The organism is Bradyrhizobium sp. USDA 4503, from assembly GCF_054055815.1.
This window is the reverse complement of the sequence record NZ_JBSRXS010000001.1, coordinates 6,521,298-6,535,921: the sequence shown is the minus strand read 5'-3', so window position 1 is coordinate 6,535,921 and position 14,624 is coordinate 6,521,298. Positions and strand designations below refer to the sequence as shown.

16 protein-coding genes and 1 pseudogene are annotated in these 14,624 nt (G+C 64.5%); 10 read left to right on the top strand and 7 right to left on the bottom strand.

The window, feature by feature from the left end:
• Positions 1-9: 9 nt before the first annotated feature.
• From ACVMIH_RS31060 to ACVMIH_RS31050, 3 genes are all read right to left on the bottom strand, one after another.
• Positions 10-600 (bottom strand): SCO family protein, encoded by a 591-nt coding sequence (locus ACVMIH_RS31060; RefSeq protein WP_028339030.1) that lies wholly within the window; start codon positions 598-600, stop codon positions 10-12.
• A gap of 18 nt (positions 601-618) precedes the next feature.
• Complete coding sequence (locus tag ACVMIH_RS31055; RefSeq protein WP_276486903.1) at positions 619-753, bottom strand: hypothetical protein; 135 nt, start codon at positions 751-753, stop codon at positions 619-621.
• 208 nt (positions 754-961) lie between these two features.
• Complete coding sequence (locus ACVMIH_RS31050) at positions 962-1,429, bottom strand: hypothetical protein (protein ID WP_057016040.1); 468 nt, start codon at positions 1,427-1,429, stop codon at positions 962-964.
• A 278-nt stretch (positions 1,430-1,707) separates the two neighbouring features.
• Here ACVMIH_RS31050 and ACVMIH_RS31045 point away from each other — a divergent pair, with 278 nt between their 5' ends.
• Positions 1,708-3,366 carry an FAD-binding dehydrogenase gene (locus tag ACVMIH_RS31045; RefSeq protein WP_456864505.1) on the top strand — a complete coding sequence of 553 codons (1,659 nt, stop codon included), beginning with the start codon at positions 1,708-1,710 and terminating at the stop codon, positions 3,364-3,366.
• Between the two features lie 91 nt (positions 3,367-3,457).
• Here the strand turns inward: ACVMIH_RS31045 and ACVMIH_RS31040 are convergent, their stop codons facing one another.
• Together ACVMIH_RS31040 and ACVMIH_RS31035 are read right to left on the bottom strand one after the other, a co-directional pair.
• Positions 3,458-3,817, bottom strand: a complete 360-nt coding sequence (locus ACVMIH_RS31040; protein WP_057016166.1) for a hypothetical protein — start codon at positions 3,815-3,817, stop codon at positions 3,458-3,460.
• A 219-nt stretch (positions 3,818-4,036) separates the two neighbouring features.
• Positions 4,037-4,384 carry a winged helix-turn-helix transcriptional regulator gene (locus tag ACVMIH_RS31035; protein ID WP_194458128.1) on the bottom strand — a complete coding sequence of 116 codons (348 nt, stop codon included), beginning with the start codon at positions 4,382-4,384 and terminating at the stop codon, positions 4,037-4,039.
• 105 nt (positions 4,385-4,489) lie between these two features.
• On the opposite strand from ACVMIH_RS31035, the gene ACVMIH_RS31030 reads away from it, so the two are divergent.
• Both ACVMIH_RS31030 and ACVMIH_RS31025 read left to right on the top strand, forming a co-directional pair.
• Positions 4,490-5,941: a CDGSH iron-sulfur domain-containing protein gene (locus tag ACVMIH_RS31030; protein WP_456864503.1), complete on the top strand. Its 1,452-nt coding sequence runs from the start codon at positions 4,490-4,492 to the stop codon at positions 5,939-5,941.
• A 120-nt stretch (positions 5,942-6,061) separates the two neighbouring features.
• Positions 6,062-6,412 carry a RidA family protein gene (locus ACVMIH_RS31025; RefSeq protein ID WP_076832423.1) on the top strand — a complete coding sequence of 117 codons (351 nt, stop codon included), beginning with the start codon at positions 6,062-6,064 and terminating at the stop codon, positions 6,410-6,412.
• A 76-nt stretch (positions 6,413-6,488) separates the two neighbouring features.
• Here the strand turns inward: ACVMIH_RS31025 and ACVMIH_RS31020 are convergent, their stop codons facing one another.
• Entirely contained in the window at positions 6,489-7,646 is a 1,158-nt protein-coding gene (locus ACVMIH_RS31020; RefSeq protein WP_083715161.1) for an alpha/beta fold hydrolase, read from the bottom strand.
• Between the two features lie 279 nt (positions 7,647-7,925).
• Positions 7,926-8,990 (bottom strand): aromatic ring-hydroxylating dioxygenase subunit alpha, encoded by a 1,065-nt coding sequence (locus ACVMIH_RS31015; protein ID WP_456864501.1) that lies wholly within the window; start codon positions 8,988-8,990, stop codon positions 7,926-7,928.
• A gap of 68 nt (positions 8,991-9,058) precedes the next feature.
• Between ACVMIH_RS31015 and ACVMIH_RS31010 the strand changes: the two genes are divergently transcribed.
• The 7 genes and pseudogenes from ACVMIH_RS31010 (at position 9,059) to ACVMIH_RS30980 (ending at position 14,623) form a co-directional block, all read left to right on the top strand.
• Entirely contained in the window at positions 9,059-10,006 is a 948-nt protein-coding gene (locus ACVMIH_RS31010) for a LysR family transcriptional regulator (RefSeq protein ID WP_456864500.1), read from the top strand.
• Between the two features lie 93 nt (positions 10,007-10,099).
• Positions 10,100-10,789 (top strand): RNA polymerase sigma factor, encoded by a 690-nt coding sequence (locus ACVMIH_RS31005; protein ID WP_456864498.1) that lies wholly within the window; start codon positions 10,100-10,102, stop codon positions 10,787-10,789.
• A gap of 95 nt (positions 10,790-10,884) precedes the next feature.
• Positions 10,885-11,406 (top strand): DUF4142 domain-containing protein, encoded by a 522-nt coding sequence (locus ACVMIH_RS31000; protein ID WP_057016034.1) that lies wholly within the window; start codon positions 10,885-10,887, stop codon positions 11,404-11,406.
• A gap of 11 nt (positions 11,407-11,417) precedes the next feature.
• A complete protein-coding gene (locus ACVMIH_RS30995; RefSeq protein ID WP_199805199.1) occupies positions 11,418-11,738 on the top strand; it encodes a cupredoxin domain-containing protein in 321 nt (106 codons plus the stop codon).
• A 94-nt stretch (positions 11,739-11,832) separates the two neighbouring features.
• A pseudogene (locus tag ACVMIH_RS30990) lies at positions 11,833-12,196 on the top strand (nuclear transport factor 2 family protein).
• Positions 12,197-12,546: 350 nt separating this feature from the next.
• Complete coding sequence (locus ACVMIH_RS30985) at positions 12,547-13,344, top strand: helix-turn-helix transcriptional regulator (RefSeq protein WP_076832436.1); 798 nt, start codon at positions 12,547-12,549, stop codon at positions 13,342-13,344.
• A 109-nt stretch (positions 13,345-13,453) separates the two neighbouring features.
• Positions 13,454-14,623, top strand: coding sequence for a cytochrome P450 (locus tag ACVMIH_RS30980; RefSeq protein WP_456864496.1), 1,170 nt, complete (start codon positions 13,454-13,456; stop codon positions 14,621-14,623).
• Position 14,624: the final 1 nt, after the last annotated feature.

Sequence of the window (14,624 nt, the reverse complement as noted above, 5' to 3'; positions counted from 1 at the left end):
AAATGGCGATCAGAGGTACCGTTTGAGATCGGCCGCCGCTTCTTCCGGCGTCCGTTTCAGATTGAACGGCGCGACGAAATGACCGTCGCGGTCCATCAGATAGATCAGCGCGGTGTGGTCCATCGTGTAGTCGCCATCCTTCAGCGGCACTTTCTTGGCGTAGACACGATAGCTCGACAGGACCTTGGCGATCGCGGCGGGATCGCCGGTCAGGCCCTTGAGGTGCGGATCGAAGCTCGACAGGTAATCCTTCATCGCGGTGGCGGTGTCGCGTTCCGGATCGACCGAGACGAAATAGGCATTCACGCGATCGGCGTCCTTGCCCATCGCCTTCAGGACCTCCGAGATCTCGAACAACGAGGTCGGGCAGATATCCGGGCAATGGGTGAATCCGAAGAAGATCAGGGTCGGCTTGCCCTGGAGGTTCTTGTCGGTAACAGTCTGGCCGGACTGGTCGGTGAGCTGGAACGATCCGCCGATCGCGGCCGGCGCGGCAACGGTGCGCAAGCCGCCGATCGCCCACAGCATGAGGAACAGGCCGACCGCCAGACTGCCCGCGAAAGCAGCGAAGATCACCAATGGGCGCGTGGTCCGGGGCATGATGCGAGGGCGTCCTTGTCAGAAGCAGGCGGAGATGCCGGCCGTTATCATTTCGAAAAACACCGCGGTCCCGTAGTGGAACCAGAGCGCGGCAGCGGCAAGCAGGGCCAATCCGCCGATACCGGCCGCACCCCACAGGATCGCAGACGCCACCCGGGTCTGTGGAGCCGTTACGAGCTCGGATCGGGTGGAGATCGGCTGAACCATGAGGCTGAGATAAGCCGGGTTCCGGCAGGCAGCAAGCGCAATGGCGCCCGCAGGCCGTCAAATGATGGCGAGCTAATCCGGTGCCGGCGCGTTCATGCCCGGCGTCTGCCGAGGCCAATGGCCGACGAGGGTCAAACAGAGAAGCAGCCGGAGCTTAGTGCGCGGGCTTCGGCGCCGAGGCCTGGGCGTTGAGATAGCACGGCTTGTACAGCGCCTGCAGTTGCTTGCCGCGCAGGAAGATCATGCGCCGGGTCAGGCCACCACGCCCCGAAATCCATCTGCGTACCGCCGGCGGATACATCAGGTACAGCATATGGGTGGCTTCGGGATTAGGGACCGGACGGCCGTTATCGCCGTAATCCCAGGCTGCGTGGAAGCCGAGGCTGGCGTGCGAGGTCACACAGATCCGGTCGTGAGGAACCTTGCCGAGCACGATGGTGCAGGCCGAGGCACACAGCCCGTCGATGATGACCGTCTCGCCCGAAGTCCGCAGGTCCTGATACCTGTCGACATAGACGCCGATCTTGCCGCCGCGATCGTCGGCGATCCTGACTACAGCTTGAGACACCCCCATTCCCGCCAGCAGGAGAACCGCAGCGAGCAACCCCGTCATCAACTTCATTTTGGCCAGCCCCAGTCGAAACCGAATCTGTTTGGTCTGTGATGCAAGACAATCGTGAGCGTGTTGCGCGCGCGGATTTTTGTCCAGACGAGTGAAGCCGGTCAAAACAAATTCAAATTGGGTGTTGCGCGCACGCTGCAGTGAAAGTGGGGAAAGGTCCCAAACTGGAACAGCGCGGCGCACGTGCTTGGTGCTCCGCCGCCACAGGCAAGGTCCATTTGGCGTTGACCGCACGCAATGAGGCGGTCTTGAATCTCGGCGGGACGGGGGACCTGAACATGGCTGACGATGCAGATGTGATCGTGATTGGCGCGGGGCTTGCCGGCCTCGTGGCCGCAACCGAGATCGCCGACGCAGGCAAGCGCGTCATCGTGCTCGACCAGGAAGGGGAACAGAGCATCGGCGGCCAGGCCTTCTGGTCGTTTGGCGGCCTGTTCCTGGTCGATTCGCCGGAGCAGCGCCGGCTCGGCATCAAGGATTCGGTCGAGCTCGCATTACAGGACTGGATGGGCACCGCGGGTTTCGATCGCGAGGAGGATTACTGGCCGCGCAAATGGGCCGAGGCCTATGTCGCATTCGCTGCGGGCGAGAAGCGCGACTGGCTGCGTGCCATGGGCCATCGCATCTTCCCGGTGGTCGGCTGGGCCGAGCGCGGCGGTTACGACGCGATGGGCCATGGCAATTCGGTGCCGCGCTTCCACGTCACCTGGGGCACCGGCCCGGGCATCGTCGAGCCGTTCGAGCGCCGCGCGCGCGAGGCCGCGAAAAGCGGACGGCTGATATTCAAGTTCCGCCACCGCGTCGATGCGCTCAGCGTCAACAACGGTGTGGTCGACGGCGTCAGCGGCGCGATCCTGGAACCGAGCTCGGTCGAGCGCGGCAAGAGTTCCTCGCGCAACGTCGTCGGCGATTTTTCCTTCCGCGCACCTGCGGTGATCGTCGCGTCCGGCGGCATCGGCGGCAATCATGACCTGGTGCGGCAGAACTGGCCGAAGCGGCTCGGCGAGCCGCCCAGATTCATGATCTCCGGCGTGCCCGAACATGTCGACGGCCGCATGATCGGCATCACCGAGGCGGCGGGCGGCCGGCTGATCAACCGCGACCGCATGTGGCACTATGTCGAGGGCATCCGGAACTGGAACCCGATCTGGCCGCGTCACGGCATCCGGATCCTACCGGGACCGTCGTCGCTGTGGTTCGACGCGACGGGCAAGCGGCTGCCAGCGCCGCTGTTCCCGGGCTCCGACACGCTCGGGCAACTGCACTACATCATGGGCACCGGCTACGATTATTCGTGGTTCATCCTGACCCAGAGCATCATCAAGAAGGAGTTCGCGCTGTCCGGCTCCGAGCAGAACCCCGACCTCACCGGCAAGAGCTGGCGCATGACGATCAAGCGCGCCACCAACAAGGGCGCGCCGGCGCCGGTGGAGGCGTTCAAGCAGCACGGCGCCGACTTCATCGTGCGCGACAATCTCGCCGACCTCGTCGGTGCCATGAACAAGCTCGCCGGCAACGACCTGTTGCAGCTCGACGCCATCAAAAACCAGATCGAGGCGCGCGATCGCGAGATCACCAACCCCTACGTCAAGGATGCGCAGGTGATGAACCTGCACAATGCGCGGCGCTATATCGGCGACAAATTGATCCGCACCGCGAAGCCGCACCGGATCCTCGATCCCGAGCACGGTCCGTTGATCGCGGTGAAGCTCAACATCCTCACCCGCAAGACGCTCGGCGGGTTCGAGACCGATCTCGATTCGCGCGTATTCGGCAACGATCACCAGATCATCCGCGGGCTCTACGCGGCCGGCGAAGCCGCCGGCTTCGGCGGCGGCGGCGTGCACGGCTATCGCTCGCTGGAAGGCACGTTCCTCGGCGGTTGCCTGTTCTCGGGCCGCAACGCAGGGCGTGCGGCGGCGAAGGCGGTGAACTAGGCCGCGCTACGCCGAGATGCAGTCGAAAAGCCCGCCGGCGTGAACCGGCGGGCTTCCTTGTCGAGCGGAAGTTCCCCGAGCCGTGTTGCGATCAGGCGGTCTTGGTGAAAAGCGTCAGGATGCCGTTGGTGAGATTGACCGCGACAACTTGTGCCGAGCTGAGGCCCTTCGCCTTCAGCGCGGATACCGCTTCTTCAGACGCGTCGATGGAACCGCGAAGGTTCCGCAGGTCGTCTTCGCTTGCCTTTGCCACGACAGCCTCGACCTTCGACCGGGCGTCGGGCTTGAGTTCCTTGATGTCCACGACCTGTATGCTCCGGATGGCATTGGGCTGGTCAGATTGAGCCTGCGGCATCGCCTTCGGTTGCGTTCCCTGCACCTGCGCCCAGGCAGGTGTTCCAAGCGAGAGCGCCGCAACGATGACGGATGCCGTAGAGATACGGATGCGCATGAGCATTCCTTGTGTTGATTGCCCCCAACATCCCGCGAGAACGCGCTCTCCTCGCTTAAGGTTCCGGCCGGAAATCCGTTCGTCGCAGGGGCGCTGCCAAAATATCGAAAACAACCCCATGCAAAGTAGCCGGCGGTGGCCGGCGTTCGACCAGACAACTTGACACGTCGGGCAACTCAGGGGTATTATTCTAATATTCAGAAATTGCGCATTCCTGCTCTAGTCCGCCTCTGCGCCGAGGAAACGGACGCCGAACGTGTCTGCGTTGGCCTCGCCCCAATCGTAGAGTGCCTGCAGCATCGGCTTCAGCATCTCGCCGCGCTTGGTCAGGCAATAGCGCGAGGAGCCGCCGCCGCGCTCCTGCCTGACGAAGCCTGAGTTGCAGAGATCGCGCAGGCGCTCGGTCAACACCTTGTCGCTGAGCTGCGGGATATCGTGGCGCAATTCGCCATAGCGCATCGGCCGGACCTTGAGCCGGCTCAGGATCACCGTCTTCCATTTGCCGCTGAGCTGATCGATCGAGAACTCGACCGGGCAACCATATTTGCGCTTGGTCTTGCGGATCATCGCAACTCTCCCGCGGCACTTTCCATCTGGTTCGTTGAGAGCCGCCATCGATCCATCTAAGCACGCATTGCACGGGTTGGGCGAGTTCAGGGATCATTGCAAGACATGACAGACGACAATTCCGCCCAAGGTCCACGCGACAAGCAACAGCCGCGCAAGCGCATCGTCGTCAGACGCAACGGGCCCTACGAACCGGGGCCCGGCATTCCGATCGTCGATCATCTCGGCGTGCCGATCGCAACAGAGGCCCCGGTGCGGCTCTGCCGGTGCGGACAGTCGCAGACCAGGCCGTTCTGCGACGACAGCCACGTCGCGCGCGGCTTCACCGACGCCAGGGATCCGCGGCGCGCACCGGACAGGCTCGACGTTTATGCCGGGCAGCAGGCGTTCGTGTTCGACAATCGCGGCACCTGCGCACATTCCGGCTTCTGCACCGACCGCCTTAACTCGGTGTTTCGTCTCGGCGAGGAGCCTTTCATCGCAGCCAGCGGGGCGCGCCTCGACGACCTCCTCAACGCAGTGCGCAGATGCCCGTCGGGCGCGCTTGGCATCGGTATCGGCCCCAAGCGTGACGCCAGCCTGTCCGACGTCAGCCGGCCGCCGCAGATCGAAGTGTCGAAGGACGGCCCTTATCGCATCACCGGCGATGTCGAACTGGTCGATGAGGATGGCGCGCCGATCACACAGAACGCGGGCGCGTCGCAAGAGCATGCCAGCCTGTGCCGCTGCGGCGCGTCGCTGAACAAGCCGTTTTGCAGCGGCATGCACTGGAGCGTCGCATTTCGCGATCCCGTTCCCGATCCGATGCGCGAGCCGACGCTGTTCGAATGGGCCGGCGGCTATCCGGCGCTGCTCGACATGACGCGCATCTTCTACAGTCGTTACGTGCCGGAAGATCCGCTGCTCGGTCCGCTGTTCGCCGAGATGTCGCCGGACCATCCGGAGCGGGTGGCGGCGTGGCTCAGCGAGGTGTTCGGCGGCCCGCGCTTCTACACCGAGCGCTATGGCGGCTATCGGCGGATGGTGTCGCAGCACATCGGCAAGGAGATCCGGCCGGAGCAGCGCGCATTGTGGGCGACCTACATGGTGCAGAGTGCCGACGATGCCGGCTTGCCGAGCGATCCGGAATTCCGCGCCGCCTTCGTCGCCTATATCGAATGGGGCTCGCGCATCGCGGTGGAGAATTCCGGCGCCGGCGCGACACCGCCGCCGAACATGCCGGTGCCGCGATGGTGGTGGGTCTGCAACGCAACGCCCGCTGCGCGGCCGTCCGCAACGGCGAGCGATGCGCAGGCCGCGAACGAGATCAGCGTGGCACTCCCCGGTCCCGACGAGGCCGTGCAGTTCGAGCAGCACATCCGGCCGTTGTTCCGGCCGATGGACCGCAGTTCGATGCTGTTCGCCTTCGATCTCTGGAACGAGGCGGATGTCGCCAGGCACTGCCAACAAATCCTGGCACGGCTCAAGGCCGGGACCATGCCCTGCGATGGCGCCTGGCCGGCCGAGCGAGTGGCACTGTTCGCGCGCTGGGCGAATGGGCAGAATCCGCCGACATGATTGCGCCGAGCCGATCTCGGAGCAATTTCGAGCGATTTCTGTGAACGGCGCTGCAAATTGTGCAGTGGCGGCGCTCGCTCCGGCAGGTTAGACAGTGCCCGCCATTCAGTGGAGACCCAAATGAGCATTCAGCGTTTCGAAACCGGCCCGCGCATGAGCCAGGCCGTCGTGCACGGCAACACCGTCTATCTCGCCGGCGTCGTCGCCGGCAAGGCCGCGGGCGGCAGCGTCACCGACCAGACCAAGGACATCCTGGCGATCATCGACGGCCACCTCGCCAAGGCCGGCACCGACAAGTCGAAGCTGCTCAGCGCGACGATCTACATCACCGACATGAAGACGTTCCCGGAAATGAACGCGGTGTGGGACGGCTGGGTCTCGCAGGGCAACACCCCGGCCCGCGCCACCGTCGAGGCCAAGCTGGCGGCGCCGCAGTACAATGTCGAGATCATGGTTGTCGCGGCGAAATAGACGCGACGCACGTCATCCAAAGGATACCGGATGCCCCGGATTGCAAAGCGCAATTCGGGGCATTTTCATCTAGCACTCACGCGCTGATCCGCGCTCGCTCGCCCGCAGCCTCACCGAGATCGGACTGAAGCCAGCGGGCAATCCGGCGCCATGAACCGGCGAGAGCCTTGCAGCCCATGAACAGTCCGAGGTGACCACACGGCTCGGTATGGCATTGCAGCCACGCGGGCGGCGTGGCCAAGAGCCGCGCTGTCGCAAATGCCTGGTCGGGCGGAACAACGATGTCGTTCTCTGCGGCGAGCAGGAAGACGGGCTGCTTCACGGCAGCGAGATCGACCTTGCAGCCAAGCGCAACGAAGTCTCCAGCCGCGATCCGGTTCTGGCGAAAGATCCAGTCGGTCACTTCGAGGTAGTAGGTGCCCGGCAGATCGAGCGTCTCGTCATTCCAGCGCGTGAAGCGATCGAGCAACGCCCGCGCATCCTCCGAATTGCGGTCGAGCCGCCTCTGCAGCGCCGCTTCCGCGTCACGCATGGTGAACGGGATGCTCCAGGCCTGCAGCATGTGCTTGCCGCTGATGATCCCATCTCCCTGACGGACCAGCGCCTCGAAGCCTTGCGATGGAAGCGAGGCGACCATCCGGGAAAGCTCCGACGGTACCGAGACGTCGACCGGGCTGCCGGCAAGCACAAGCCGCCGTACCTTGCCGGGAAAGCGCGCCGCATAGAGCAACGACAGCCAGCCGCCCTGACAGAGACCTGCAAGGTCGACCGGCGGCCCGATCGTGTCGACGGCCACGTTGAGATCGGACAGAAAAGTGTCGATCGAGAAATATCGCATCTCCGGTGCCGCCGAGCGCCAATCCGTGAGATAGAGACGCGCAACGCCGGCCTTCTGCAACGCCTCCATCAGGCTGTGGCCGGGGGCAAGATCCGCAATCTGCGCGCGATGCAGCGCATAGGGCGCGCAGACCAGCAGCGGCCGGCCTTCGGCCGCTCTCGAGAAATCCAGCAGGCACATCGACGGCAGCTGAAGCGCGACCGAATGGGCTGTCGTCCAGGGCAGCGCCGCCGCTTCGCCCGGCGAATCCGTGGGCTCGGGCGGACGGTTAGGGTACCACTGCGAGTAGATGTCCAGCGCCAATCGCGCGGCTTCAAACGGCCATAGCCAGGCGTCCTGCGCCCAGCTGGTGCTCGCACTTCGATCCGATCGATCCGTCTTTTCGGGCAAGCTCATTCACCGATTGATCGCTACCGGGATGGTCTGGCCAACGCGGGTCACCTTCACGCCCACAAATTCAGGTCGGATCAGTTTACGCCAAACCGGCTGGCGCGGCAGCCACGCCGGGATGTCACGATCTCGCGACCCCGGCGCCGCTTGCTGCCAAGCAGCAAAAGTCCGTCGTTTCAGCGGACCAAAGCGCGACGAGATTGGGTTGAATCATCATCGCGCTTTAGCTCCTTGTTTGAGCATGATCTTTTCGGAAAACCGCTCCACACTTTTCCGGATCATGCTCTAGGCGGCGCGTGCCGTGCCCTTCTCCGCCTCGAGCTTGCGCGCGAACAGCCAGCGGAAATAGGTCAGCGGGGCATCGGCGCCGATCGCGAGCAGCTGATAGTCCGGATCGGCGTCGAACACGCGCTGCTGCGCCTCGATGATATCCTTGTCCTCGTTGAACCCTTCCTCGAGGCTGTGCCGCAGCGACAGCGCAATGTTCGGATTGTCGATGTCGAAATCGTGCAGATAATTCCAGAAGAAGTGTGTGGTCGAGCGCGTCTCCGGCGTCATGAACTGCGCGTTGCGATACGACCGCGTGCCCGGAACCTGGACGCCCTTCTCGACGCCCTGCCCCGCCGGCGCAAACGTGGTGTCGAGCGTGAAGATGCCGGGCACGATCATGCGGCCGATATTGCGGCGGTCGACCTTGTCGGTTTTGTTCGAGATCACCTTCTTGTGGTAGGGCGGCGGCTCGGCGCCCATGTGCCAGCGCTCGACACGGAAACCGTCGTCCAGCTTCTCGATCGCGACCGGCTTGGTCTTGTAGGCGTATTCCTCGGAGCCGCCGAGCGTGTTGGTGTGCACGAAGGCGAGATGCGCGAAGTCGCTGAGGTTGTCGACGATCAGGAGCCAGTTGGCCTTGTAGTGCATGTAACCCGGCAGGCCGCGCCACTTGGGATCCTCGAGCGGCGGATAGTCGAGGATCAGCTTCGGATCGGCCTTCTCGGGATCGCCGGTCCAGATGAAGATCAAATTGTAGCGCTCGACCACGGGATAGCTGCGCACGCCGAGCTTGGCAGGGATCGCGTCCTGGCCCGGGATCTGGATGCACTTGCCGTCGGCCGCGAACTTCATGCCGTGATACATGCACCTGATGTCGTCGCCCTCGACGCGCCCCATCGAGAGCGGCGCGGCGCGATGGCAGCAGCGGTCGTCGAGCGCGACGACCTTTCCGCTGGCGCCGCGATAGATCACGATCGGCCGTTCCAGGATGGTGCGCGCGACCATCTTGCCGTCGATCAGTTCGTGATTCCACGCCGCCACGTACCAGGTGTTGCGCAGGAAAATTCCGTCGTCAGCCATCTCTCCCTCCCGATGCAAGATTTGGTTGCGACGAGGTTAGGTGATTGCGGTCACCGGGATAATCCGATTTGGCTGGACACACTGTACCGGTGGATGGACAATCGGCCATGGAGTGGCGCGACTGGGAGCTGTTTTGCGAGGTTGTTGAGCATGGCGGCTTCACCGCGGCTGCGCGCGTGCTCGGCCATCCCAAATCGAGCCTCAGTGCTGCGGTGCAGCGTCTCGAAGCCAATCTCGGGCTGCGGCTGATCGAGCGCACCACCCGGCACCTGCGGCTGACCGATTCCGGCGAGACCATCTATCGCAAGGTGCGCCCGCTGTTCGCGGCGCTGCACGACACCCACAGCGAGGCGCTGGCGATGTCCAGCGCGGTTGCGGGCACGCTGCGCATCAAGGCGCCTTATGAATTCGGCGCGCATCATGCGGGACCGGTTGCCTGCGCGGTGATGGGTCGCTATCCGGAGCTTTCGATCCGGATCGACGTCGAGCACGACATCGTTAGTCCGATCGCCGAGAACTACGACATCGTGTTTGCGATGCTGGAGACGCCGCTGCCGTCGGCCGGGATCGTGATCCGCCGCGTCTTCACGCTCGAGCGCGGCCTGTTCGCGGCTCCGGCACTGCTGGAGAAATTCGGCGAGCCGCGCACGCTGGATGATCTGAGAAAGCTGCCGCTGCTGACCGGCCCCAGCGATCCGCCATGGGCGATCACCGCTCCCGGCGGCGCGGTCGAGCATCTCGCGGTCGATCGCGCACGCCTGACCAGTTCGAATGCCCATGTCCGGCTCCAGGCCGCGCTCGCCGGCCATGGCGTGCTGCGGGTCACCGCCAGCTATACCCGCGCCGCCGTCGCGGCCGGCGAGTTGCGGCGGCTGCTGCCCGACCATGCCTGCGAGCCGCTCAACGTGCACGCGCTGTTGCCGGCGCGGCAATTTGTCCCGGCCAAGGTGCGCTGCTTCCTCGACGCGATGGAGGCGCATGCACGCGGCGATCCGGAGGCCTATATCAGGCCGTAGCGGTCTTTTTGGCCGATGACCATTTTCCCGGGAACCTGCACGGCCGGTCGGCATCCAATGGTATTATTCCGCCAACAGTGAGGGCGACCCGCCATGCGCCAGGTCCATGTAACGTCCCTGCCGCCGAACCGCTCGGACGATGCCGAGTTGGTGCAACACGCGCTTGCCCGCGACGAGGCCGCGATCCGCGCCATCATGCAGGCGAATAATCGCCGGCTGTTCCGGCTGGCGCGCGGCATCCTGCGCAATGACAACGAGGCCGAGGACGTGGTTCAGGACGCCTATGTGCGCGCCTTTACCCATCTCGACCAGTTCCGTGGCGACTCCAGCCTCTCGACCTGGCTGTCGCGGATCGCGATGAACGAGGCGCTCGGCCGCCTGCGCCGCAGGCACAGCAGCGTCGAATGGTCCGATCTGCCGAAAGGTGCTCCTGAAGCCCAGATCATCCAGTTCCCCCTGTCGTCAACGGACGATCCGGAAAAATCCATGGCCCAGCGTGAGATCCAGCGCGTCGTCGAGCACGCGATCGACGAGCTGCCCGAGGCGTTCCGCCTCGTCTTCATCACCCGCGTGATCGAGGGCATGAATGTCGAGGAGACCGCTGAGATCCTCGGCCTCAAACCGGAAACCGTGAAGACCCGCCTGCACCGCGCCCGCACCATGCTGCGCGACAATGTCGAGCGGAAGATCGGCCCCGTCGTCATGGAGGCCTTTCCCTTCGCGGGCAAGCGCTGCGAGCGATTGACCGAGGCGGTTCTGAAACGGCTGCGCGCCACGGCCTGAATTTTTCGGGAACCTCTGCTCGCCCGCACCATCCAACTCCTGTGCAAGCAACGACGCGCCGCGCGCTACGCCCGGCTCAACAGGAGTTTCAAACCATGTTCGTTCGATTGGGTATCGCGGTCGCCGCGCTCAGCCTCCTCAACTGCGCTGCGCTGGCGCAGGGCGCAAAGCCGACCGATCCGCAGATCGCGCACATCGCCTATACGGCCGGTGTGATCGACATCAATGCCGCCAAGCAGGCGGAAGAGAAGGCCTCCAACAAGGAGGTCAAGGCGTTCGCCAAGGACATGGCGCGCGACCACGAGGCGGTGAACAAGCAGGCGCTCGACCTCGTCAAGAAATTGAAGGTGACGCCGGAGGACAACGACACCAGCAAGGCGCTGTCGAAGCAGGCGGCCGACAAACTCGCCGAACTCGGCAAGCTGAAGGGCGCCGCCTATGACAAGGCCTATATCGACAACGAGGTCGCCTACCACAAGGCCGTCAACACCGCGCTGGAGACGCAGCTGATCCCCTCGGCCAGCAATCCCGAGCTGAAGGGCCTGCTGCAGACCGGCCTGAAGATCTTCCAGGGCCACCAGCAGCATGCCGAACACGTCGCGGCCGGCCTGAAGTAAGGAGGCGCGCGATGTTGCCAGGACGCTGTCTCGCAACGCTGGCTTTGCTCGCGCTCGGCGCGATGGCTGTCCCGGCGCATGCGGCGACCATCCAGATCGTGATGGAGAATCTGGTGATCTCCCCGGCCGAGGTGTCGGCCAAGGTCGGCGACACCATCGAATGGGTCAACAAGGACGTGCTGGCGCACACCGCCACCGCGAAGAACGGCGACTTCGACGTGACGATCGCGCCGAAGAAGACGGTCAAGTCGGTCCTGACCAAGGCCGGCACGGTCGACTATTACTGCCGCTACCATCCCAACATGAAGGCGGTGCTGACGATCGCACCATAGCCCGCGCGATGACCTCAGAGGTAATCGATCGGCGCACGCGAACCTTCGATAGTCCGGACCGCCGTACAGTCCGGCACTATCGAAGGAGAGCACCATGACCGACCATGCCACCATCGCCCGCCGCTATATCGATCTCTGGAACGAGCGGACGCCGAGCCGGCGCCGCGAGATGCTGAGCGAGAACTGGACCGCCCGATGCGCGCTATATCGATCCGCTGATGAGCGGCGACGGCCATGAGGGCGTCGACGCACTGATCGCGGGCGTGCAGCAGAAGTTTCCGGACTTCCGCTTCAAGCTGATCGGGGAGCCGAACGGCTTCGGCGACCATGTCCGGTTCTCCTGGGGCCTTGGCCCTGACGGCGTCGACAGCCCGATCAAGGGCACCGACTTCGCCATGCTGAAGGACGGCCGGATCAGGAGCATCACCGGCTTCCTCGACCAGGTGCCGGGCGCCTGAGGCCTTCCTCGGGCAACCGCGACCTATATCCTCTCGTCATTCCGGGGCGACGCGCAGCGTCGAACCCGGAATCCATTCAACCGCAGCGCTTGCTGTCCGATGGTTTTCGGGTTCTCGCTTCGCGAGCCCTCAGTGCGCAATTGCGCACCGGGGAATGACGAGGGGACAGAACGCCAACGCCGTTACGTCAACGGCTTCCACGCCGGCGACGTCGCTGCCAGAGCGTTTTCGAGCGAAGTGGATCCCGGTTCGCGCCAGGAAAACGCGTCAAAACAAAGAATAGAGAGCCCCGTTCCGATTCCATCGGAACGGAAAAGGCTCTAGTCTTCCCGAAACACAGGGAGGACGCCATGAAGGCAGATTACGCCTTCGAGACTTCTGTCGTCAGCGACATCACGCCGGCGCTGCTGGCGATCGGCCGCGACATCTTTCCGCAGGCCCTGATCGGCGCGCTGCGCCGCGTCGCCGGGGTCGGTCATTGCATGGTGTTCTCGTTCACCGGTCCGCGGACCGCCGCGTGCCTGCTCGATGTCGGCAACATCCCGACCGGGCGCGACCTCGGGATCGCCTATTCCGAGCATTTCCATCAGGCCGACCCGAACCGCGATGCGGTGTTCGAGGGACGGGCGCAGCCCGCACCGATCGTGCTGCCGACCTTCGCCCGCCGCATGTACAGCGACGGCTACCGCAAGATCTTCTTCGACGACTCCGACATCGTCGACAAGTTCGCGTCCGCGATCTGGACCGGCGACACCTGCTTCTATGTCAACTTCTACCAGATCACCGCGCAAGGCCGCTTCAGCCGCGAGCAGATCGCGCGCCTGGCCGCGGTCGCGCCGGCGTTGACGGCGGCCGTGGCGCGGCATTTCCAGCGCGACCCGGCAGCGGATGTTGATCCGATCGAGCGGTTGAAGACCCTGTTTGCGACCGCCGAACCGCTCGCCAGGCTGACCGGGCGTGAGCAGGAGGTCTGCCTGCGCATCCTCTCCGGCCTCAGCTCGGAAGCGATCGCCGCCGAGCTCGGCATCGGGCTGCACTCCGCCCTCACCTATCGCAAGCGCGCCTATGACAAGCTCGGCATCTCCTCGCAGAACGAGCTGTTCGCGATCGCGCTGCGCCTGATGGCCTCGGCGCGCCAGTTGAACTGAGCGTGCTCCAGGCGATGGTCTCCCGCTGTCCCCAGCGGTGGGGACAGACGGGCCGCGCCGCCCGGCCTATGCTCGGCTCGAAAACCCGAGGCCAAACCGAGATCACGTCGTGAGCACCGCGCCCCATTTCGACATCGACGTCCCCGCCTTCTGGCAGGATCCCTACCCGGCGCTGGCGCGCATGCGCAAGGAGGCGCCGATCGCCTTCGTGCCGCAACTCGGCAGCACGCTGCTGTGCAGCCGCGACGATATCTTCATCTCCGAGAAGCAGATCGACGTGTTCTCGTCGCACCAGCCCGAGGGGCTGATGAACAAGCTGATGGGCCACAACATGATGCGCAAGGACGGCGATGCGCACATGAACGAGCGCAAGGCGATCTTTCCGGCGATCTCGCCCAAAACGGTCAGATCGCACTGGACGGCGCAGTTCGAAGCCCACGCGACGCGCATCCTCGACGAACTGAAGCCGGACGGCGTGGTCGATTTCGTGCAGGCGTTCGCGCTGCCGTTCTCGGCCGAATGCCTGAAGTCGATCACCGGCCTCACCAACATGCGCTTCCAGGACATGAACGCGTGGTCGCAGGGTATGATCGACGGCATCGCCAATTATGTCGGCGATCCCGCGATCGAGGCGCGCTGCCATGCGGCGACCTCCGGGATCGATGCCGCGATCGACGACATGGTCCCCAGGCTGCGCAAGACGCCCGACCTCAGCCTGCTCGGCGTGATGCTGCAGACCGACATGCCGATGGAGAGCGTGCGCGCCAATATCAAGCTTGCGATCTCGGGCGGCCAGAACGAGCCGCGCGATGCGATCGCCGGCACGGTATGGGCGCTGCTGACTCATCCCGACCAGCTTGCGCTGGCGACGAGCGGCACGATCCCGTGGCTGCAGGTGTTCGAGGAATATGCGCGCTGGATCTCGCCGATCGGGATGTCGCCGCGGCGGATCGCAAAGCCCTGGACGATCAGGGACGTCGCATTCGAGACCAATGAGCGCGTGTTCCTGATGTTCGGCTCGGCGAACCGCGACGAGAAGCACTTCGACAAGCCCGACGCGTTCGATGTGCGCCGCGACGCCAGCAAGAGCATCGCGTTCGGTGCCGGTCCACATTTCTGCGCCGGCGCCTGGGCCTCGCGCGCCATGGTCGCCGACGTCGCGCTGCCCGCGATCTTCAAGCGGCTGAAGAATCTGCGCCTGATCGAGCACCAGCCGGCGCGGATCGGCGGCTGGGCGTTCCGCGGCCTGCTGGATTTGCCGGTGACGTGGGACGCATAGC